18 protein-coding genes and 1 tRNA gene are annotated in these 22071 nt (G+C 36.3%); 13 read left to right on the top strand and 6 right to left on the bottom strand.

Annotation, left to right across the window (positions count from 1 at the left end; genetic code table 11):
• Positions 1–5: 5 nt before the first annotated feature.
• The 5 genes from ACEN25_RS05410 to ACEN25_RS05390 form a co-directional block, all read right to left on the bottom strand.
• A complete protein-coding gene (locus ACEN25_RS05410) occupies positions 6–3644 on the bottom strand; it encodes a PAS domain S-box protein (RefSeq protein WP_441802014.1) in 3639 nt (1212 codons plus the stop codon).
• Between the two features lie 200 nt (positions 3645–3844).
• Entirely contained in the window at positions 3845–5083 is a 1239-nt protein-coding gene (locus tag ACEN25_RS05405; protein WP_441802013.1) for an ATP-binding cassette domain-containing protein, read from the bottom strand.
• Between the two features lie 20 nt (positions 5084–5103).
• Positions 5104–6078: an NAD(P)H-quinone oxidoreductase gene (locus tag ACEN25_RS05400; protein ID WP_441802012.1), complete on the bottom strand. Its 975-nt coding sequence runs from the start codon at positions 6076–6078 to the stop codon at positions 5104–5106.
• 147 nt (positions 6079–6225) lie between these two features.
• Complete coding sequence (lpdA, locus tag ACEN25_RS05395; protein ID WP_441802011.1) at positions 6226–7632, bottom strand: dihydrolipoyl dehydrogenase; 1407 nt, start codon at positions 7630–7632, stop codon at positions 6226–6228.
• 120 nt (positions 7633–7752) lie between these two features.
• Positions 7753–9192 (bottom strand): hypothetical protein, encoded by a 1440-nt coding sequence (locus ACEN25_RS05390; RefSeq protein WP_441802010.1) that lies wholly within the window; start codon positions 9190–9192, stop codon positions 7753–7755.
• A 613-nt stretch (positions 9193–9805) separates the two neighbouring features.
• On the opposite strand from ACEN25_RS05390, the gene nhaC reads away from it, so the two are divergent.
• From nhaC to ACEN25_RS05335, 11 genes are all read left to right on the top strand, one after another.
• The gene (gene nhaC / locus ACEN25_RS05385) at positions 9806–11290 is read left to right on the top strand and encodes a Na+/H+ antiporter NhaC (protein WP_028374787.1); all 1485 of its coding nucleotides are present in this window, start codon (positions 9806–9808) and stop codon (positions 11288–11290) included.
• 324 nt (positions 11291–11614) lie between these two features.
• A complete protein-coding gene (locus ACEN25_RS05380) occupies positions 11615–12253 on the top strand; it encodes a peroxiredoxin (protein ID WP_028374786.1) in 639 nt (212 codons plus the stop codon).
• Between the two features lie 105 nt (positions 12254–12358).
• On the top strand, positions 12359–12673 hold the full coding sequence (locus tag ACEN25_RS05375; RefSeq protein ID WP_028374785.1) for a thioredoxin family protein: 315 nt from the start codon (positions 12359–12361) through the stop codon (positions 12671–12673).
• On the top strand, positions 12654–12902 hold the full coding sequence (locus ACEN25_RS05370) for a DUF6952 family protein (RefSeq protein WP_441802009.1): 249 nt from the start codon (positions 12654–12656) through the stop codon (positions 12900–12902). Before ACEN25_RS05375 ends, ACEN25_RS05370 begins: the two co-directional genes overlap by 20 nt.
• A gap of 142 nt (positions 12903–13044) precedes the next feature.
• Positions 13045–13545 carry a thiol peroxidase gene (gene tpx / locus ACEN25_RS05365; RefSeq protein WP_028374783.1) on the top strand — a complete coding sequence of 167 codons (501 nt, stop codon included), beginning with the start codon at positions 13045–13047 and terminating at the stop codon, positions 13543–13545.
• Positions 13546–13548: 3 nt separating this feature from the next.
• A complete protein-coding gene (locus tag ACEN25_RS05360; protein ID WP_441802008.1) occupies positions 13549–13920 on the top strand; it encodes a diacylglycerol kinase family protein in 372 nt (123 codons plus the stop codon).
• Positions 13921–14070: 150 nt separating this feature from the next.
• On the top strand, positions 14071–16464 hold the full coding sequence (locus ACEN25_RS05355) for a DNA translocase FtsK (RefSeq protein WP_441802007.1): 2394 nt from the start codon (positions 14071–14073) through the stop codon (positions 16462–16464).
• A gap of 1 nt (position 16465) precedes the next feature.
• Positions 16466–17122 (top strand): LolA family protein, encoded by a 657-nt coding sequence (locus ACEN25_RS05350; RefSeq protein WP_234405810.1) that lies wholly within the window; start codon positions 16466–16468, stop codon positions 17120–17122.
• 52 nt (positions 17123–17174) lie between these two features.
• Positions 17175–18743, top strand: coding sequence for an LptF/LptG family permease (locus ACEN25_RS05345; RefSeq protein ID WP_441802006.1), 1569 nt, complete (start codon positions 17175–17177; stop codon positions 18741–18743).
• An 80-nt stretch (positions 18744–18823) separates the two neighbouring features.
• Entirely contained in the window at positions 18824–19969 is a 1146-nt protein-coding gene (ribB, locus tag ACEN25_RS05340; RefSeq protein WP_441802005.1) for a 3,4-dihydroxy-2-butanone-4-phosphate synthase, read from the top strand.
• Between the two features lie 82 nt (positions 19970–20051).
• Positions 20052–20399, top strand: a complete 348-nt coding sequence (locus ACEN25_RS05335) for a hypothetical protein (RefSeq protein WP_441802004.1) — start codon at positions 20052–20054, stop codon at positions 20397–20399.
• Here ACEN25_RS05335 and ACEN25_RS05330 read toward each other — a convergent pair.
• Complete coding sequence (locus ACEN25_RS05330) at positions 20394–21023, bottom strand: NAD(P)H-dependent oxidoreductase (RefSeq protein WP_441802003.1); 630 nt, start codon at positions 21021–21023, stop codon at positions 20394–20396. The genes ACEN25_RS05335 and ACEN25_RS05330 overlap by 6 nt on opposite strands.
• Before the next feature lie 162 nt (positions 21024–21185).
• On the opposite strand from ACEN25_RS05330, the gene ACEN25_RS05325 reads away from it, so the two are divergent.
• Positions 21186–21848 (top strand): SanA/YdcF family protein, encoded by a 663-nt coding sequence (locus ACEN25_RS05325; protein WP_441802002.1) that lies wholly within the window; start codon positions 21186–21188, stop codon positions 21846–21848.
• Positions 21849–21938: 90 nt separating this feature from the next.
• Positions 21939–22023 (top strand) — tRNA-Ser (locus ACEN25_RS05320).
• Positions 22024–22071 lie beyond the last annotated feature (48 nt).

Raw genomic sequence — 22071 nt, 5'->3', positions numbered from 1 at the left:
GGGTATTAAGCAAAAGACTTACAATCTCCAGATTTATCTTTTTCTACAAGAAATTGTTCAACACACTTTTTTAAATCATCGAGGACTACAGGTTTAGAAACATAATCATCCATCCCGTTCTGCAGACAACGCTCCCGCTCTCCTTTTATAGCTCTGGCGGTAAGTGCGATAATGGGTACTCTTCTACTATTATTTTCTAAAAGTCTAATTTCTTCTGTAGCTTCAAAACCACTTAGTATAGGCATTTGTATATCCATTAATATAAAATCTATAGGAGTCAAATTCTTAAAAGCCTCAACAGCCTGTAAACCATCATCTACTTCTATAAGTTTAGCTAATGGTAGTAGTTTACGAATTATAGTACGGGTTAAGAATTTATTTACAGGATTATCTTCAGCAATTAGAATTGTGGGAGTAAGTGTTGTTAAATCAATAGATTCTACAGTTTCAAACGTAGTAGGTATAAGTGCTACAGGATTTTCAAGATCATCTATAAATTCAAACAGCTGATGCCGCTGAACCGGTTTAACCATTTTATTAATAATGCCTAACTCTTCACTTCTACTATTTATTTGTTGATCATCTCCACTACTGTGCAATAATAATACAGGTAATTTTTCTTTTGGAATTTTGAGTTCGTTGCGCATATGACAAACCAAATCTATACCGTTTATATACGGCATATGATAGTCTATAATTGCAAGATCATAATCAATATCTCCCTCTAAAATTTCTAATGCATCAATACCATTTTCTACAAGAGTTGTCTCAATATTTCTGGTACTTAACATCTCTTTTAAAATAACCCTGTTATTTTGGTTATCGTCTATAATAAGAACCCGTTTTAAAGAAATATCATTAGAGATGTCATTAGTAAGATAAGGCTCATTTGCAAAATTAATCGTAAAGTAAAAGGTTGTCCCGAAACCCAATTCACTGGTCACTTCAAGTTTACTGCCCATTAACTCCAATAAGCGATTGCTTATAGTAAGACCCAATCCCGTACCTCCATATTTTCTTGTGGTGGAAGCATCTTCCTGATCAAAAGCTCTAAATATTTTCTGAAGATTTTGAGGTGCAATACCAATACCGGTATCACGTATTGAAAATTTATAAGTCTTTTTTTGACTTTCTTCGTCTATACCCTGTTGTTCTATTTTAAGTTCTATTTCACCTTTATGGGTAAATTTTACAGAGTTGCTTAACAAGTTGATGAGTACCTGACGCAGACGCAGCCCGTCTGCCATAACGTAGTGATTAAGATTACCCGGAATATTTAAAAGTATCTCAATATTCTTCTCGTGTGCCAGTTGTTTAATCATTTCTACAGACCTGCCACATAAATCACTAAGGTTTACATGTTCTTCATTAATTTCTAACTTACCGGCTTCAATTTTTGAAAAATCAAGTATATCATTTATAAGATCTAATAAGGATACGGCTGAAGTATAAACGGTTTCCATATACTTACGCTGATTCTCATTCAAATCAGTCTGCATCAATATATCTGTAAAGCCAATTACGCCATTAAGTGGTGTGCGTATTTCGTGACTCATATTTGCCAAAAATTCAGACTTAGATCTATTTGCATTTTCAGCCCTCGTTTTTGCTTTGAGTAGCGAAGCTTCCATAGCTTTTAAATCAGAGATATCTGAAGCTACACCTAGATATCCTTTAATCTCGCCCTGCTCATTCTTTATCGCAGTAACCACAAGATGCACCTGAAGCTCAGAACCATCTTTTCTAACATAGGTCCAGTCACTAGCTTCAAGATCATTTTTACCTAATTTATGCGTAAAAACTTTATGAGTGGCAACAGGCTCTCCATATAATTCTTCAAGTTGTATAGCATAATCAAGCATTTCTTCTTTGAGGTGAAATACACTGGGTGTCATTTTATCTACAACTTCTTCAGCTTTATATCCTAATAAATTTTCTGCTCCCTTATTAAATTTACGTATTACGTGATTTAAATCTGTTTCTATAATAATTACCTGTGTTGTAGAATCTAATAAGGCTCTAAGATCAAGCAAGCTTTTTTCAAGTGCTGTTTTGGCATTTATTTCATCGGTCATATCAACAACATGACCTATGAGTGAAGAAACTTCTCCACGCTCATTTTTAAGACCTGAAACCGTTAAATAACAATGTACGATATGCCCATTTTTATGAATGTATCTTTTCTTTATTTGATACGAATCAATCTGATGTTTAATGATTTTTGAAAATTCGTGTATATCGTTATCTCTATCGTCGGGATGCGTAATTTCTTCAATACGATACTTTACTATTTCGTCTTTAGTATAACCTAGCATAGCGGCGAGATTATTATTTACATTGCGCCAGCGACCACGTAAATCTACTAACGCCATACCATTAGGAGAGAATTCAAAAACACGCTTAAATCGCGTTGCATTTTCTAAAGATTTACGTTCTAATCTTTTTTTATGAGTAATATCTTCTACCTGAGTAATTATTAAATTATCGCTTCCATTTTTAACGAGCGAGCAATTTAGATTACACCATATTGAATGACCTTTAAAATGATAACACTCAACTTCTATATTGTATTTATCAACCTCTCCACTAAGCAAGTTCTTTCTATGTTGAACAGCTAAATCAAGATAATCTGGTTTAATAACGTCTTTAAAAGTATATTTTAAAATATCATCATTAGATACATGCTCTAAACCAAAAATCTTACGAGCAACAGGGTTAACCATTTCAAGTCGGCTTTCACCATTAACCAGGATGATGCCCAGTGATGAATTTTCAAAAACATTTTTGAATTTGAGCTCAGCTTCGTTTTTTTCTAATTCCTGAATTTTGCGGTCGTTAATATCCTGAAATGCACCGTAAACGCGAATGCATTTACCTTCCCACATTTCTGCTTTACCCATACTGCGCACCCACTTTTCTGTGCCGTCTTTAAGTACTATAATAAGTTCAGCATCATAGGGAGTACCCTTTTCGGTACATTCTGTAAATAATTTTATTAGTAGATCTCTACTCCAACCTTCTTTAAAAAAATTAATTGCTGTTTCAAGGTTTGGCTCATATTCTTCTGTAAATCCATGAATTTCTTTAGTAACTTTTGTCCAGGTTATAGTGTTCTTCACAAGATCTACATCCCAGCCGCCTACAGTAGCTAATTCATTTGTCTCTTCATAAATCTCATTAAATTTTCTAAGTCTTTTAATTTTACGCGAAAATTCTGTATTTGAAATTTGGCTTTCTTTCTTACCTATAAACTTTAAGATAAGATGTGAATTACCCATAGCATCTTTATGAATAAAATGCTTAACCTCACAGTTAAGTAATTCTCCTTCACGGGTAAGAAGAGCAGACAAACATTTTTCCTCTGGTAGCTTTTTACCTGCTATAATAAGATTTGAAAAATTTTCTATTTTATGGCGACCTTCATTACCCACACATTGCCACCACAAATCAGCCAAATCTTCTGAAGCGGGCTCCTTATAATCTAATTGGGTCCAGATAGATTGCGCAACTAAAAATTCTTTAGACTTTGTAAGATTTGAATAATAATACCCAAGATTCATCTCATTTGTGAGCCAGGAAAGTAATTCTGGATTTTCACAAATGACGCGATGGAAATCTTGATTTAGAGTTGATGCTTTAGACATTGTCTAAAATATTAGATATTAAGTTGGTTTTGAGTTTAAAACAAAGGGTTAGAAACTCACGGGTAAATCAAATGTATGACATTTAAACTTAAATATAAGCTCTTTAACGACAATATCTGTAAATTAATGACTTTTTAATCTAATAAAAAGTTAATTCCTATAAATTATTTAAATAGATATTTTATGACTTATGAATATATTTAACTAATAAATCCCTGAGAACCTGAGGCTGTTTTGATTAATTCAAACGTATTTGATAAATTTAGCTGCGCTTCTGTTCTATGAGAAACAAATATCACCGCTGTTTTACCAGAAGTGATTATTTTGTTTAGAAGTTGAACCACTAGTGCAGCGCCAATGGAATTCAATGCGCCCGTAGGTTCATCTAATATTAATAAAGGCGGATGCTTGATCATTGCCCGGGCAATTAAAACCATTCGCTTATGCGCCTCATCAAGGTCTCTGAAACGTTTATCCTTTAAAAATTTAATATTCATAAAAGATAACCAGTCTTGGGCAATCTTAATTTCAAGCGTTGTAGTTTTTTTATAAAGACCTACACTATCATAAAACCCAGAAAGTATCATCTCTATTACGGTGTGCATACCCTCAAAACGCTCGGTCATATGAGTTGTAAAAAAACCTATTTTTTGCTTGATTTCCCAAACACTCTCTCCGGTTCCCTTTTTTTTATCAAATATATACAGGTCTTTACCATAACCCTTTGTACTATCTCCGGTAATCATAGATAATAAAGTGGTCTTGCCAGCACCGTTAGGACCTTTTAAATGCCAGGATTCTCCTTTCTTAATTTCCCAGGTAATATCCTTTAATACCGGTTTCTCATCAAAATCTACGGAAACCTTCTCAAAACGAATTAGAGACTGTGGAATATCACTAAAATCGTGAAGAGCCTTCGGAAAATCACCAACTTGCATTAATTCTACTTTTTTAGAATCCTCCTTTTGGAAAGCCACCTTTATAAATTTACCTTCTTTAAGTACAATGCTTGTAGTTATAAATGGTAATACATCTTCACTGCGCTTATAAAGCTGAATTAAAGTAGTCGATTCTGAAAGCTGCTCAAGCTTTTCTTTAAACCAGATTACTGTATCGACATCGAGAGCATCAAACGGATTGTCAAGAATTAAAAAATCTGGGTTTTGCTTTAACTGATAATTTAAAAGCAATTTTTTACGCTCTCCTGTAGATTTTGTCAATAGACTATCATTATGCGCTGTGAGTATTTTTTTTGAATGCCTATATTCCTCATCTAAATAATAGTTAAGTGTACTTTCTGAAAAAATTAAACCGGTTTCCCCCGCCTCTTTGATTAACCAGTCTAATGATGCTAATTTTAGTACATCTTTTTTAGATACGTTAGTTTGAGATACATCAAGAGCATAATGTGTACGGGTTTTCGTTTTAAACTTTGTCATAATAATTAATCGCGCTTAGTTTAAGCAACTTCTAAAACTATTTTACCAATGTGCTCGCTGCTTTCCATTAACTCGTGTGCTTTGCCGGCCTCCTCAAGTTTAAAGGTTTTATAAACAACAGCTTTTATTTTATTTTGTAAAAATAAAGGCCAAATGATCTCCTTGAGCTCAGTAGCTATTTGAGATTTAACTGCAATACTTTGTGGCTTGAGTAAGCTACCCGAAAGTCTCAACTGTTTAGACATCAATGTCCATAGATTAATTTGAGGAGTTAAACTTTTCATCCCATTAATATATTGAAGTCTTCCATTTTTAGCTAAGATGTTTAAATTCTTCTGGGTATAATCGCCACCTACCATATCTAAAATCACATGAATTTTATCATCTGCAAAAGCAGTTTCAAAATCGGTTTCCTTATAATTAATAACTTTAGCTAAATCGTGTTTTTCTATATAATCTAACTTGGTTTGAGAACCTACAGTAGTAAAGGTTTTCATCCCTAATGCTTTTGCCATTTGCAAGCCCATTATACCTATACCGCTGGTACCGCCGTGAATAAGTAAACCTTCCCCTTTTTGTAATTCAGCTTGCTGAAAAATATTAAACCATACGGTAAAAACTACTTCGGGTAACGAGGCCGCTTCTACAAAATTCAATCCTTCCGGAATAGGTAAACACAGTCCCTCATCTACGCAAATTTCTGTAGCATAGCCACCACCGGCAACAAGGGCACATACATGATCACCTTTTTTAAATGTTGTAACATCTTCTCCTATCTCAAGGATTTCGCCAGCAACTTCAAGACCGGGTATGCTTGCCGCTGCTGCGTCAGAACCATACGCATCTGGGTTTTCACGTGTGAGTATATCGCTGCGATTAATACCTGCAGCCTTTATTGCAATACGTATTTCACCGCTTTTGATTTTTATATCTGGTAATTCCTGAAGCTTAAGAACTTCGGGGCCGCCTGCTTTTGTTATAACTATTGCTTTCATAATATTTAATTTATAGCGCTAAAATTAATTATAAGCTGAGCTAAAGCAGCATTTATGCTGTGAAGAGTATGCTAAAATTAAATTGTAAGCACAAAAAAAAAGCCTTCTCGTTAATAGAGAAGGCTTTTACTATTTTAAACTGAAAAATTATACGTGAAGTGCACGATCTTCAGTAGCTGCGAGAGCCGCTTCCTTAACCGCTTCTGCGTAGGTAGGGTGTGCGTGCGACATACGTGCAATATCTTCTGCACTGGCTCTAAATTCCATCGCGGTAACACCCTCTGCAATTAAATCTGCAACACGAGCACCTACCATATGAACCCCTAGAACCTCATCTGTAGTTTTATCTGCCAATATTTTTACAAAACCATCTGTATCTCCTGATGCTCTAGAGCGTCCTAAAGCACGCATAGGAAACTGTCCTGATTTGTATTCAATACCTGCATCTTTAAGTTGCTCTTCGGTTTTACCTACAGATGCAACTTCTGGCCAGGTATATACAACACCGGGGATTAGATTGTAATCAATATGGGGTTTTTGACCTGCAATAGTTTCCGCAACAAAAACACCTTCTTCTTCAGCCTTGTGCGCAAGCATAGCTCCTTTGACTACATCACCTATTGCGTAAATATTCGCAACTTCGGTTTGTAAATGATCATTTACAGAAACACGACCGCGCTCATCTGTTTTTAGACCAGCAGCATCTAGATTAAGACCATCTGTATACGCTTTACGCCCTACAGAAACTAAAACGTAGTCTCCTTTAAACTCAACCTCGTTATCTTTTTTATCTGTTGCTGTAACTACAACCTCATCGCCATTACGGGTTACACCATTTACTTTATGAGAAACAAAGAATTTAATCCCCTGCTTCTTCATCACCTTTGTCAATTCTTTACTTTGCGCAGAATCCATCGTTGGGATGATACGATCCATATATTCCACAACGCTTACTTCAGAACCTAAACGGTTGTAAACCTGACCAAGTTCTAAACCAATAACTCCACCACCTATCACGATCATGTGTTTGGGTATTTCGGTAAGTTTTAAAGCTTCGGTAGAAGTGATTATGCGTTCTTTATCAATATTGATAAACGGCAGGCTAGAGGGTTTACTACCTGTTGCAATGATTATATTTTTTGCTTCAATAACCACATCATCCCCATCTGCAACTGCAATGTGAAGGTGTGTTTTATCTTTAAAGCTACCTACACCCTGATAGGTGTCGATATTATTTTTACTCATTAAAAATTCAATCCCTTTAGTTGTTTGCTCAACAACAGAAGCTTTACGGGACATCATTTTCTCCAGATTAATTTTTACCTCACCTGGTATTTCAATACCATGCTCTTCAAAATGCTTAATGGCATCCTCGTAATGATGTGAAGAATCTAATAAGGCTTTAGATGGAATACAACCTACATTAAGGCAAGTACCGCCTAAAGTTGAATATTTCTCTATAATAGCTGTTTTAAGACCCAGTTGGGCGCAGCGAATAGCAGCCACATAACCTCCGGGACCGGAACCAATGACCGCAACGTCGTATGTACTCATAATTTTGCTTTCTTTTTAAGAGGGCTTAAAGGTACGATGTAGAAATACGTTAGACAATTAAAGAATTAAACATTAATTATCATAAATCAATAAAACGATAGTTTTAATACATTAAAATAATTAAAAGTCAATTACCGAAAACGAAAATTCAAGATCTCTGTCGCTGCGATTAGTCGTACCATTGTCATTATCTCCTACTACAATTAAAAAACCTGTTGCTGTTCTATTGCGGTACGCAATCGCAGGATCATCGTAATTACTGCCATCACAGTTACCATTACAGTCTACATTGGCTAAATTAACAATGTAGTTTGCTGAGGTTCTTGCAGGATCAAAAGTAACTTGATAATTACCCTTAGATGTACGTGCCAAAGTCGCTCCAAATAATTTTGGAGTGGTAAATGCTGCTGAAGAACCGCCTGTAGGTATAACTAAACCTGCAGCAACAATTTGAGGTATACCCGAAATTGATTGCCAACTAGCATTACCATTCGCATCTGAAGTAAGAACTTTACCATTATCATCGCCAGGCGTCGCATCTACAAATCGCAAAGTACCATTAACCTGTAATTTTGCTGTAGGTGTACTTGTGCCTATACCTACATCTGCATTACTTCCCAAAATAACTGTATTTGCTTGATTGGCAAATGCATTAGCTCCTATTGCAGTAGCATTATCAGCAATTGCTCTGGAGTTGTTACCTATAGCAACTGCATCGTTACCTGTGGTTGTTGCACTTTGACCCACAGATACAGATCGTGTTCCTGTAGAAGCGTTATTACCAATAGCTACAGATCTTGGTCCAGTAGCAATTTTACCAGCATCATTACCAATACTTACGCCAAAGCTTCCCGCTCGGGTAGCACTCCCTATGACTATAGAATTTTGTGCTGTTGCATTAGCATCAGTTCCCATTGCTATTGAATTCTCTGCAGCAGATCTGGCATTGGTACCTATAGCTAAACTATTAGTTTGCGTGGAAATAGTATTTGGCCCAATAGCAATAGCACCTGATTGGTTTGCACGTGATGTAAAACCTAAAGCTAAAGCGTTATCGGCAGTTGCCGCTGCATTTGAACCTATTGCTGTAGCATTTGCAACTGTCGCACTAGAACTAAGTCCTAAATTTAAACTTCCCGAAGGATCAATTTTTCCGGACAACATTGAATTGACTTTAAAAATTAAGGGTTGAGAATTTATACTTCCTAAAAAATCTGTTGCAGTAACCGTATTACCTGCTAGAGACCAATTAGTTCCTGCAGGAGCCGCTTTCATTGCCGTCCAGGTGCCACCATTCCAAAAATAATAACCCACACCATTACCACCTGTCAGGGAAGCATTAGTATTATAAATCATTAATCCGTTAGCATTTAAATTAATACCATCTATGCTGGCATTAGTAACCGATGTTAAATTAATTCGGGGTGCTAAAAAGCCTTTGTTTGAGGCACTAAGATCTAAAATAGAAGATTGATCTGGTGTAGTGGTACCTATTCCTACCTGAGCAAATACAGGCAAAAAATTCATAACAAAAAATGTAGAGAGTATTATTTTTCTCATATACAAAAAATTGAGTTAGTTATAGTTATTTTACGGATATAAGACCTTCATTTTATAGGTGATAGTCATTTTAACTTGTACAAATAAACATAATTTATACGTATTTCTGAAACAACACCTGCAATTATCTTTATATACGTATAAATTATAATGAAGGTTTATAAAAAAATTAGTAATATGTAGATTTACAGAAATTTACTTACTATTTACTCCTATAATGCCATAAAAAAACCTCAGAGAATCTGAGGTTTTTAGTTATTGAAAAAATTAGGTTTTTATACTTACTCTTTAAAAAAAGTTTTTCTAATCTGTTTGCATTTATTTGAAAGTAACTTGATATGAATGCAAGTAGCTTATAAACAAAATTAACATAATTGTTATTTAATAAAAACCTGTTTTGTTATTGTAGCTCTTCCCCAGTTAAAATTCGGAGGATTTGTACTCCACATATTAAATCGGTATGTATGAGCGTTAGTATCAGCTTGTTCGATATAACCGTTAAGACTGTAGATAATAGTTCTTTCCTAATGTTACAGAATACCTTTGCTATCCTATACCCATATCCCATTTTAAACTAAGAATGATTATAATTGTAAACATTTTATAATATATCATGGAAAATCAGGAACTAGATCCTAAAAATCAAGAAATCGTAGACAATCGCGAACTCAATATATGGGAAGCTATGATCCCTATCGTAGCATTGGTTATAATGTTAGCCTATAACGTATATGTTTTTGGTGATGATGCATTAAGTGGGTCTAACCAATTTATCCTGCTTTTAGGTGCTGGGGTAGCTGCTATTGTAGGTTTTTTTAATAAAACTTCTTTTGAAACCATGATGGATGAAGTTGCACAAAATATAAAATCTACCGCAGGAGCCATAATCATTCTCCTTATGGTAGGTGCACTTGCAGGAACCTGGCTTATAAGTGGGATAATCCCCACTATGATTTATTATGGCCTACAAATATTAAATCCCTCTATATTTCTTGCTGCCTGTGTGGTTATTTGCGCGATAATTTCTGTTGCGACCGGAAGCAGCTGGACGACCTCAGCGACCGTAGGTATTGCGCTTATAGGTATTGCAAATGCATTAGGCATCTCTTTAGGAATGACCGCAGGTGCTATTCTTTCTGGCGCCTATTTTGGTGATAAATTATCACCCTTAAGTGATACTACAAATCTCGCACCGGCGATGGCAGGTACAGATCTGTTTACACATATTCAATATATGCTCTACACAACTGTTCCTACAATTACTATTACCTTACTGGTTTTTATAATTATTGGTTTTAATATAGACACTACGGGTGATGCAGATACTTCGACTATACTTGCCTCTATAGATGATGCTTTCACAATAAGTCCGTGGTTGTTTGTAGTTCCTGCGCTTGTAATTTTTATGATCATCAAAAAGACTTCTCCACTTATAGCTTTATTAATAGGTACGCTTTTAGGAGGTATTGCAGCCTTAATTGTTCAGCCGGAAATTGTGGCTACTTTAGGAGGTAGCGATACGCTAACTTTTAAGAGCGGCTATATGGGTGTTATGAATGCCATTACGGTAGATACCGCTATTGAGACTACAAATGAAAATCTTAATGATCTTTTTGCCGCAAGCGGAATGGCAGGAATGCTGGGAACCATCTGGCTAATCATTTGCGCAATGACCTTTGGTGGTATTATGGATGCCATAGGAGCGTTATCAAGAATAAGCAAGTTTATGCTTAATTTATTTGACAGCACTTTTGGTCTATTTGCCAGCACTGTAGCAACCTGCATAGGTTTAAACGCAACAGCTAGTGATCAATATTTAGCAATAGTTGTTCCCGGTAAAATGTATGCAAAAGCCTATCGCGATAAGGGTCTAGCTCCAGAAAATTTAAGTAGAACACTAGAAGACAGTGGTACAGTAACCTCTGTACTCGTGCCTTATAACACCTGTGGTGCTTATCAAAGTGGTGTTCTTGGTGTATCAGTTTCAGACTATTTTGTATATGCGATATTCAATTGGTTAAGCCCCTTTATGACTTTAATATTTGCAGCTTTCCGTATAAAAATTAGAACACTCGCTCAGGCAGGAAAAGCTAAATAATTGAGTTTAGTAAATAACCAAATACCAGGCTTCAGTAGAATAGAAACTATTTGTTGAACTTGAAGCTCATCTTTACACATTTTGTTATCAATTATTGATTAAAAAATAATTGCATTTTAGTGCTTTACGAAAGACCTAATAAGCACGCCGCATTTTTATCAGTTTGATAAAATGTAGCGCCTATTTTTGTTGCAATCTCAATAATAACCTACTCTTATGACTTCAATAGAAAACGCCTATAGTAGCATAGTTAGTTTTCATTTTCACCCATAAACTTATCCTTTAATTGGGGTTACTTTTGCAGCCAAATTAAAAACAACTAGAATGACATTAGTAGGAAAAAAATTCCCAAGCATCAGCGTAGATGCAATGAACGAAATGGGTGACACGTTCAAATTAAATATTCTTGAAGAAGCTCAAAAAAATAACAAGAAGGTTTTACTTTTTTGGTATCCTAAAGATTTCACATTTGTATGTCCTACAGAATTACATGCATTTCAAGCTGCATTAGCAGATTTTGAAAAAAGAAATACTATGGTAATAGGTGCTTCTTGCGATACTCCAGAAGTTCACTTTGCGTGGTTAAACACAGCAAAAGATAACGGTGGTATAGAAGGTGTGACTTACCCTATTCTTGCAGATACAAACCGTAATCTTGCTAACCGCCTAGGCATATTAGATATTACTAACGAGCGTTACGATGAGGAACATGGTAATGTTTTAGTTGACGGTGATAATGTGACCTACAGAGCTACATACTTAATCGACGAAGAAGGAACGGTATTTCATGAAGGTATTAACCATATGCCATTAGGTCGTAACGTTAATGAATTTCAACGTTTGATTGATGCATATACGCACGTACAGGAGAAAGGTGAAGTTTGCCCTGCAAACTGGGAAGAAGGTAAAGATGCCATGAGCGCAAATCGTGATGGTGTAGCATCTTACTTATCTTCTAACTAAGATTAAACAATCAAGACTTTAATTTAAGATTAAGGTCTTGATGTCTTAATTCATGTTGAGGCTTCAGTAAATTAAATTTCACATTGTGGAACTAAAAAAAATAATATGGTTCAAGAACTTGATCAAGATAATTTAGCAGAATTGGTAAGTACAAACGATACTGTTGTGGTACAATACATGGCCGGCTGGTGTGGTAACTGCAGATTGATGAAGCCAAAATTTAAAAAACTGGCTTCAGAACATGAAAATACCGCTTTTTTACTGGTTGATGCAGAGAAGTATCCGGAAAGCCGTAAACTAGCAACTGTAGACAACCTGCCTACATTTGCCACCTTTAAAAACGGAAGTTTTAAAAATCAGGTGCAAACTAATAAGTTTGAAATCCTAAAAGAACTTGTAGATGAAATTACCAGTAATTAAGCACTTACAAAAAAACAACAGCGCTCAGGCGTTAGAACACACTATAGAAGTTCTGGAATCTTTTACAGAACATCGTTCTGTTTCTGATGAAGAGATGGATGTTATTGGTGAACTCATCACAAATTTATGTGGTGCTGTAGAAATGCATCAAATGATCGCAAACGGAATGTCTGAACGTGATGCAGCTAATGGCTTTGCTCAAAAAGTCTTAGGCGCTATAGACCGATAATTTTATTAATAAATAAGAGAAAAATCCCTTGGTTAAATAGAACCAGGGGATTTTTTGTTTTAAAAGACGTATCAAATTAGCATTTGTTTAATTGCTACTCTTTAAGCTTATAAGTACATTTACTCAAACATACAAACTCAATATGGCTACAATCACTTTAGGTGGAAACACTACACATACACTAGGCGAATTACCAACAACAGGAAGCCCTGCGCCAGACTTCAATCTTGCCGCAAAAGATTTACATCAGGTTTCTCTTAACGATTTTAAAGGGAAACGCGTTGTTATGAATATTTTCCCAAGCGTTGATACCGGCGTTTGTGCTGCTTCTGTGCGTCATTTTAACAAGGATGCTTCGAATCTTGAAGATACCGTAGTACTTTGCATATCTAGAGACTTACCCTTTGCACAGGCTCGTTTTTGTGGTGCAGAAGGTTTAGAGAATGTAATAACACTTTCAGATTTTAAAGACGGTTCTTTTGGTAAAGATTATGGTTTGGAGATTAAAGATGGTGCTTTTGCAGGATTACACTCGCGTGTAGTTATTGTTCTTAATGAAGATCATAAAATCGTTTATAGCGAGCAGGTTTCAGAAATAGGTCAGGAACCTAATTACGAGACTGCACTTAACGCGTTAAATTAATCTATGAATAATGCAAAAGATAATTTCATTGTAAACAGATTAAAAGCATTTAAGTATGCATTTAAGGGTGCCTGGCTGTTAATACGTAAAGAACCCAGTATTAAGGTACAATTTACCTGTGCGGTTATTGTTACGATTCTTGGTTTTATTCTCGATATATCTGCTACAGAGTGGGTGGTTCAATTACTGGCAATAGGTTTAGTATTAGCTGTCGAAGGGCTCAATACTGCCGTAGAAAAAATCGCAGATTTTATACATCCTGAATACCACGAGAAAATAGGTGATATAAAAGATGTAGCCGCAGGTGCAGTGACCTTTGCTGCCCTTATAGCTGCCATTATTGGTCTTATTATATATATTCCAAAACTGTTATAAAATTTTATAAGTTTAGTACCGTTTGATATTTGTATTTTTGCCCACCTGTTTGTTTAAAAATAACCAACCATAAGGTGGCTATATTTAAATTTTTCAGACTTAAAACCCCTACTAATAACGAGTTACTGGTACAAATAGTCAACCCTTGGAATGGCCCGAAAAAAAACCAAAACCACAACCAAAAAAACCACGCAGCCTAAGAAATTATCGCTTAAGCTGTCTAAACAACAAAAAATTGTCCTGGGGAGTTTTCTCTTTCTTCTGGGGCTGGCTTTGCTGTTTTCTTTTATATCCTATTTTTTTAGCTGGCAGGCAGATCAAAGTACCCTAGACAGTCTGGGCGATCGCAACGTAAAAACCGAAAACTGGCTGAATAAATTTGGTGCAGCTATAGGTGATTTCTTTATTTATCAGGGCTTCGGTTTGGCTTCCTTCACTTTAGCTGTTTTAATAACGCTTACCGGTTTTTACTACTTTTTTGACAAAGAGAAAAAAACCTTACGTACTTTCTGGTTTTGGGGTATTGTTTTAATGTTGTGGTTCTCTGTATTTTTCGGCTTTTTTTCAGATTCTGCACCGCTTTTAGGAGGTATGGTGGGTTACGAGCTTAACGATTATCTTCAGGATTATTTAGGTCTTATAGGTACGATACTTATTCTCGCTTTCTTTGCCATTGTATATTTCGCCGTAAGGCTAAAAATAACGCCAGAGTTAGTAGGCAGTTATCTAAAACAAAAAAGGCAATCGCTTAAAAGCGAACTTAATGACGATAACGATGATGATTTTTCTGAGTATAGAGATAACGCCTTTGACAAAGACAATATCGAGTTACCGAAACCTGCACCGGTTACTAAAGAGGTTAAACCAGAAGAACCGGCTCCTAAACCAATTCAGCCTGTAGCAAAGGATGTTGAAGAGCCCGAACTTAAACTTGAAACTGCGCAACCCGCTCAGGAAGAATTTGAGATTGAGATTGAAGAAACCGTTGAAGAAGAAGAACTGGTAGAAAATCTAAGCACAAAACTGGTTCAGGATTTTGGGGAGTTTGACCCTACTTTAGAATTGAGCAACTATAAGTTTCCTTCTATAGATTTACTGAAAGATTATACTAAGGGACAAAGCATCACTATAGATCAGGAAGAACTCGAGGAAAACAAAAACCGAATTGTAGACACCCTTAAAAACTACAAAATAGAAATTGCGCATATTAAAGCAACGGTAGGCCCAACGGTTACCCTTTATGAGATTGTTCCCGAAGCCGGCGTGCGTATTTCAAAAATTAAAAATCTTGAAGACGATATTGCTTTATCGCTTTCGGCGTTAGGTATACGTATCATTGCGCCAATACCAGGTAAAGGAACCATAGGTATTGAAGTTCCTAATAAAAATGCACGCATTGTATCTATGCGATCTGCCATCGCCTCTCCCCGCTTTCAAAATGCAGAGATGGAGTTGCCTCTAACACTAGGTAAAACTATTTCTAATGAAACCTTTGTGGTTGACTTAGCAAAAATGCCACACTTACTTATGGCAGGTGCTACCGGGCAGGGTAAATCTGTGGGGTTAAATGCGATTCTTACTTCATTACTTTATAAAAAGCATCCTGCGGAAGTAAAATTTGTTTTGGTAGATCCTAAAAAAGTAGAACTTACCTTATTTAATAAAATAGAGCGTCACTATCTGGCTAAATTACCAGATTCTGAAGAAGCCATTATAACAGATAATGCTAAGGTTATAAATACCTTAAATTCACTCTGTATTGAGATGGATAATCGATACATTCTGCTTAAAAATGCATTGGCTCGTAATATTAAAGAATACAATGCAAAATTTAAAGCGCGCAAACTCAACCCGAATGACGGCCACAGATTTTTACCCTATATCGTTCTGGTAATTGATGAATTTGCAGATCTTATTATGACTGCCGGTAAAGAGGTAGAGACTCCTATTGCACGTCTTGCTCAATTAGCTCGGGCGATAGGTATTCACTTAATTGTAGCTACTCAGCGACCTTCGGTTAATGTTATTACAGGTATTATAAAAGCTAACTTTCCCGCACGTATTGCATTTAGGGTGACTTCAAAAATTGACTCCCGTACGATTTTAGATAGTCAGGGTGCAGATCAATTAATAGGACGTGGAGATATGTTATTTACACAGGGTAATGAACTTACGCGTGTACAATGTGCTTTTGTTGATACTCCCGAAGTCGAAAAAATCACAGAATTTATAGGTTCTCAAAAAGCATATCCTGATGCTTATCACCTGCCCGAATATGTGGGTGAAGAAGGTGGCACAAGTCTTGATATAGATGTGAGCGATAGAGATGCGCTCTTTATGGAAGCCGCCGAAGTTATAGTAATAGCGCAGCAAGGTAGCGCCTCTTTATTGCAACGTAAACTGAAACTGGGTTACAATCGTGCCGGTAGAATAATTGATCAATTAGAAGCTGCAGGTATTGTAGGACCTTTTGAAGGCAGCAAAGCCAGACAGGTACTCGTTTCAGATATGAATGCCTTAAATCAACAATTAAACAATGATTAAAATGAAAAATTTAAAAATAAAAGCACTTACTTTTTTACTCGTATTTCTTTCTGGTATTGCGATGAGCCAGGCACAGGATGCTAAAGCTAAAGCGCTATTAAATGAGGTTTCTACAAAAGTAAAAACCTATAAGAATATGTTTATAGATTTTAAATACAGCCTTTCTAACGATGCGGCAGGTATTAATCAGGAAACACGTGGAGATGTAACCTTAGTTGGTGACAAATACAAATTAAACCTAATGGGTACTACCCAAATGTATGATGGTAAAAAATTATACACCGTAATTCCTGATGATGAAGAAATTACTATTTCTACGCAGGATCCTGGTGATGATGATGCCATTACACCTTCAAAAATGCTTACCTTTTTTAATAAGGGATACACCTATAAATGGGATATAGATCAAAACGTAAATGGTCGTAAAATTCAATATGTAAAGTTGATTCCTATAGATTCTAATAGCGAATTAAAATCTGCTTTATTAGGTGTAGATGCACAAACCAAGCATATTTACCGTCTCATAATGACGCAAAAAAACGGTACCAAAATCACGATTACCGTAAACTCTTTTAAAACAGACCAGCCTGTACCAGGTAACTTATTTGTTTTTGACGAGAAGAAATACGCAGATTACTACATCAATAGGCTAGATTAGTTTTGTGAAAATACTGGACCGTTACATACTAACAACATTCGTTAAAAACTTTTTGAGTACATTCATCATCCTGATGTTCATTTTTGTACTTCAGACGGTATGGTTGTACATTAAGGAGCTTGCTGGTAAAGATCTGGACTTTGTAATTATTATAAAGTTTTTAATGTATTTCTCACCGCGTCTTGTAACGTTAGTGCTACCGCTTACCGTATTGCTTACCAGCATTATGACCTTTGGTAATTTTGCTGAGAATTATGAGTTCGCTGCAATGAAATCTACAGGTATTTCATTGCAGCGCGCTATGCGAAGTCTTACCGTATTTATTATTGGGCTCGCTATAACGTCATTTATGTTTGCTAATTATGTGATTCCTGCGGCAGAGTTTCAGTCCCTAAACCTGCGTAGAAATATTGCACAGGTAAAACCGGCGATGGCGATTACAAAAGGCCAATACACAGATATTGCAGACGGTTATGTCATAAAAGTTGCAGACAAACAGGGAGAAAACGGTCAGTTTTTAAAAGATGTTATTATCTATGAGAAAGACCCTACCCGTATAGGAAACTACACCGTAATTAAAGCACGTGAAGGCGAACTCATAAGCGCTGAAGGAGACAACATTCTTTCCCTTAAATTAATTGACGGAAACTACTATGATGAAGTCGAACAAAGAGATTACAATAAGCAAAAAAGAGAACCTTTTGTAAAGAGCTATTTTGAGACTTACACCATAAATATTGACTTATCTGAACTTGATAATGTAGATATGGATGAGAAGAGTATTGACAACGCCTATACAATGCTTACGGTAATGCAACTGCGCGATACCCTGGTTGATATTTCAAAAAGCTACAATAACCATCTCAAAACCTTAGGAACAGGACAAATACGAGAAATGTATTTGCAAAATTTAGATTCTTCCTATTTAGCAAATATTCCTATTGATACCAGTAGAGTTTTAAATACAGACTTACTTGAGAATTTTAAGGACACTGAAAAGATGCAACTGCTTGACCGCACACTGGCTAAAATAAAAAATGAAATTAACGACGTTAAAAACGACAAAATCACAAACGGTCAAAAAGTTAAAGTCTTAAGTAAATATGAAATTGCACTTCACGAGAAATTTGTACTCGCCTTTGGCTGTATTATTCTCTTTTTTGTGGGAGCGCCACTAGGAGCGATCATACGTAAAGGTGGCCTGGGTCTTCCTATTGTTGTAGGTGTAGTATTGTTTTTAACCTATCACTTTATAGGTATTTTTGCTAAAAACAGTGCAGAAGATGGCAGTATTGCAGCCTGGCTTGCGAGCTGGTTGAGTACATTAATCCTGTTTCCGTTAGGTGTATATTTGACTTATAGAGCAACTACAGATCAAGGATTATTTGATCTGGACGGCTTTCTCGACCCCGTAAAAAAACTCTTCAGAAAAAAAGATAAGATTGCAACAGACCAAACGCAACCTTTAAAAGATTCTGAATTATCAAATGCAGAAAAAGCCATTCTAAAAGTTAAAACCCGGCAAGAGCTTGAAGATATTGTAGCAAATTACAAACAGTATGGCTATTCTATTCAGTTTAAAGAGGCTGCAGAAGTCTTGCTAAATAATGATGCGCAATAACCCACCACAGATTCTTTTTTACCACGATTAATATACGCTCACAGCGCTAAATCGTACCTTTACAATTCTAAATTGAAAGCATGAATACGCAAACCATAACCCGCGATATTAAATTGAATACCATAGAAGAAGCTATTGCAGATATTAAAAATGGCAAGGTTATTATTGTTGTAGACGATGAAGATCGCGAGAACGAAGGTGATTTTCTTGCTGCTTCAGAGATGGTTACCCCAGAGATGATCAATTTTATGGCTACGCATGGTCGCGGTCTTATATGCACTCCCATTACTGAAGAGCGTTGTAAAGAATTGAAACTCGATATGATGGTGGGTACTAACAGTGATCCTATGGAAACGGCCTTTACCGTTTCGGTAGATTTAAAAGGAAATGGGGTTACTACGGGAATTAGCGCTTCAGACCGAGCTAAAACCATACAGGCATTAATAGATCCTGATACCCGATCCTGGGATTTAACGCGTCCTGGGCATATTTTTCCGCTTAAAGCAAAAGAAGGTGGCGTATTACGTCGTACCGGTCATACCGAAGCTGCTATTGATTTTGCACGCTTGGCAGGCTTTGCTCCTGCCGGTGTGATTGTAGAAATTATGAACGCAGACGGTACCATGGCGCGTTTGCCAGAACTCCTTGAAGTTGCTAAAAATTTTGACCTCAAAATTGTTTCTATTGCAGATCTGGTTGCGTATCGTATGCAACACGATTCGTTAATTGTTAAAAAAGAAGATTTCAATATAGAAACCCGCTACGGAAGTTTTAGACTGCGAGCGTATCAACAAACTACAAATGATCAAATACATATTGCACTTACAAAAGGAACCTGGGCTATAGATGAGCCGGTGCTGGTACGTGTAAATTCGACTTTTGTAAACAATGATATTCTAAGCACCCTGACGCAGGAACATGACCGAAAACTGGATAAGATTTTTGAAACAATAAATACTACCGGTAAAGGAGCTATTGTTTTTATCAATCAGGAAAACATCGCCAACAAATTATTATTCCGCCTTGCTGAATTAAAAGAACGACAGGAAACCGGTCGTGAACACGTAGTATCGTCAAAAATGGATCTTAAAGATTTTGGAATAGGCGCCCAAATTCTACACGATCTGGGTATCACCAAAATTAAATTACTGTCTAATAGCGAAGACCACAAGCGTGTGGGTATGATAGGCTACGGACTTGAAATTACAGATCGCGTAACCTATTAAAAGACTCGATTAGAGGTATTTCTGAACTGATTTTGCAACACAAATAGATGTTTAGCGTATTTCAAGTACTAAACTAAATTCTATGAATGCAAAATTATACATTACAGGCTTATTAATTTTTTGCTTCGGAAGCATTTTAACTGCTCAGGTAACTCCTCAAATGCAACTTATTCCGCAGGATTCCATCTTCGGAAAATTTAATTTAAATTCTAAAGATTTTTCAGATTTAGAATTTTTTGAAAACCAGGATGCGTTAACAGAGTTTACAAAACCCGTTCTTAAACCGAATGGTTTCAAAAGTAAGATGCCTATCCTAAAGCCAGATGAAACTTTTGATTACCCTATGCGCATTTATAAACCTAATCCCGATTATGAATACAAAATGCAGGTTTTAGAACCCATTATGATAGAACAAAGCTATCAATCATAGCTTTATGATCGTTTCTTCCTGAGGTCTGCGTACTTTCTTAAAATCTGCAAACATATCGTCTTCGGCACGGTAACCCACAGGCATCACAAGCACAGAAGACAAATCATAATTTTCTAAATTAAGAATCTCATCATACTTTTGTGGTTCAAAACCTTCCATAGGGCAGCAATCTATTTGCTCTATTGCACAAACCGTAAGCAGATTCCCCAAAGCTAAATAGGCCTGTCGTACCGCCCAATCTCTGGTTTCTGCTTCTGGTTGTGTATCAAATTTATTTTCTAACATTTCTCTAAACGGTTTAAGAATAAGATCTGGAGTATTCCGCAGTTCTTTAACCCGATCAAAATAGCCGGTAACAAAGGGAGCCTTTACTGTTTTTTCTATACAAATAACCAGCAAATGCGAAGCATCTGCAACCTGACGTTGATTCATGGAGGCGGTAAGTAAACGTCCCTGTAACTCTTTATCTGAAATAACAACCAGTTTTAAGGGTTGTAAACCATACGAAGTAGCGGTAAGATTAAAGGCTTCTGTGAGAATATTTATTTTTTCTTCTGTAACAATACGTGTTGCATTAAACTTTTTAGTTGCGTAGCGCCACTTCAAACTCGTTATTACATTCATAGTCTTTATTTTAGCACAAAGGTAAGATGTTCCAGTTTATAAGCATTTAAACACGATTAACTTATTACAGGCATTCTACTTTTATTCTAAAATATCAAAAGCGGTAACTTATCTTTATGGGCTGATGTATATCTCACTTTTATTAAATGCGACACCTTTAGTATGCCATTAAAAAAAATAGTTTTATTAAAAATTCTGGGCTATTTAACACTCGCGTTTGTAGTACTGCTTCTTTTTATAAGTACCCTCTCCTACCGTATTCGATCGTACAGCGAACCCTATATTTTTGATGAAGCTTCAGAAATTCCTGAGGCGTACTCGGTACTGGTATTGGGTGCCAGTGTATTACCCAGCGGAGAACTCTCAACCATGCTACGCGACCGTGTTGAATCTGCTTTATTACTTTATGAAAAAGGAAAAGTTAAGCGGTTTCTGCTAAGTGGCGACAATGGCTCTACGAGTTATAATGAGCCCAGGGCTATGAAGAAATACCTTAGAGAGCGTGGTGTACCTGAAGAAGCTATTTTTATGGATTATGCCGGTTTTGATACCTACGACTCGGTATATCGCGCGTCTTATATCTTTGAGATAGATAATGCAATTGTAGTATCGCAACGTTTTCACTTACCCAGAGCAATATATATTGCCCGTCAAATGGGACTTAATTATTATGGGTATAATGGAGATCGCAGAGCGTACGAACTCGAATCTCGCAACCGGTTTCGGGAAATAGTGGCTAATGTAAAAGCATTTTTAGAACTCGCGATCAACAAAGAGCCTCATTTTAAGGGAGATAAAATACCCATTACGGGCAAAAATAATTAAATGAAAAAATCCTTTAAAAAGTATAGTTCATAATCAAAAAAACTTTCTATATTTGCACCCGCAATCAGCAAATAGCTGATGAGACACTCAGGAGAAATGGCAGAGTGGTCGAATGCGGCAGTCTTGAAAACTGTTGAGGGTCACACCTCCGGGGGTTCGAATCCCTCTTTCTCCGCAATCAAGCGCAAGGCTTGAAATAACAAAAACCGCAGCAATTATGCTA

It is taken from the genome of Leeuwenhoekiella sp. W20_SRS_FM14 (assembly GCF_052119605.1).
GTDB lineage: Bacteria > Bacteroidota > Bacteroidia > Flavobacteriales > Flavobacteriaceae > Leeuwenhoekiella.
The sequence above is the reverse complement of the archived record's forward strand: the minus strand, read 5'-3'. Positions and strand labels throughout refer to the sequence as shown.

Excerpts from the sequence above, each read along its gene's own strand:
- ACEN25_RS05410 (WP_441802014.1), bottom strand. The coding sequence starts at position 3,644 with ATGTCTAAAGCATCAACTCTAAATCAAGATTTCCATCGCGTCATTTGT.
- ACEN25_RS05405 (WP_441802013.1), bottom strand. The coding sequence starts at position 5,083 with ATGACAAAGTTTAAAACGAAAACCCGTACACATTATGCTCTTGATGTA.
- ACEN25_RS05400 (WP_441802012.1), bottom strand. The coding sequence starts at position 6,078 with ATGAAAGCAATAGTTATAACAAAAGCAGGCGGCCCCGAAGTTCTTAAG.
- lpdA (WP_441802011.1), bottom strand. The coding sequence starts at position 7,632 with ATGAGTACATACGACGTTGCGGTCATTGGTTCCGGTCCCGGAGGTTAT.
- ACEN25_RS05390 (WP_441802010.1), bottom strand. The coding sequence starts at position 9,192 with ATGAGAAAAATAATACTCTCTACATTTTTTGTTATGAATTTTTTGCCT.
- nhaC (WP_028374787.1), top strand. The coding sequence starts at position 9,806 with ATGGAAAATCAGGAACTAGATCCTAAAAATCAAGAAATCGTAGACAAT.
- ACEN25_RS05380 (WP_028374786.1), top strand. The coding sequence starts at position 11,615 with ATGACATTAGTAGGAAAAAAATTCCCAAGCATCAGCGTAGATGCAATG.
- ACEN25_RS05375 (WP_028374785.1), top strand. The coding sequence starts at position 12,359 with ATGGTTCAAGAACTTGATCAAGATAATTTAGCAGAATTGGTAAGTACA.
- ACEN25_RS05370 (WP_441802009.1), top strand. The coding sequence starts at position 12,654 with ATGAAATTACCAGTAATTAAGCACTTACAAAAAAACAACAGCGCTCAG.
- tpx (WP_028374783.1), top strand. The coding sequence starts at position 13,045 with ATGGCTACAATCACTTTAGGTGGAAACACTACACATACACTAGGCGAA.
- ACEN25_RS05360 (WP_441802008.1), top strand. The coding sequence starts at position 13,549 with ATGAATAATGCAAAAGATAATTTCATTGTAAACAGATTAAAAGCATTT.
- ACEN25_RS05355 (WP_441802007.1), top strand. The coding sequence starts at position 14,071 with ATGGCCCGAAAAAAAACCAAAACCACAACCAAAAAAACCACGCAGCCT.
- ACEN25_RS05350 (WP_234405810.1), top strand. The coding sequence starts at position 16,466 with ATGAAAAATTTAAAAATAAAAGCACTTACTTTTTTACTCGTATTTCTT.
- ribB (WP_441802005.1), top strand. The coding sequence starts at position 18,824 with ATGAATACGCAAACCATAACCCGCGATATTAAATTGAATACCATAGAA.
- ACEN25_RS05335 (WP_441802004.1), top strand. The coding sequence starts at position 20,052 with ATGAATGCAAAATTATACATTACAGGCTTATTAATTTTTTGCTTCGGA.
- ACEN25_RS05330 (WP_441802003.1), bottom strand. The coding sequence starts at position 21,023 with ATGAATGTAATAACGAGTTTGAAGTGGCGCTACGCAACTAAAAAGTTT.
- ACEN25_RS05325 (WP_441802002.1), top strand. The coding sequence starts at position 21,186 with ATGCCATTAAAAAAAATAGTTTTATTAAAAATTCTGGGCTATTTAACA.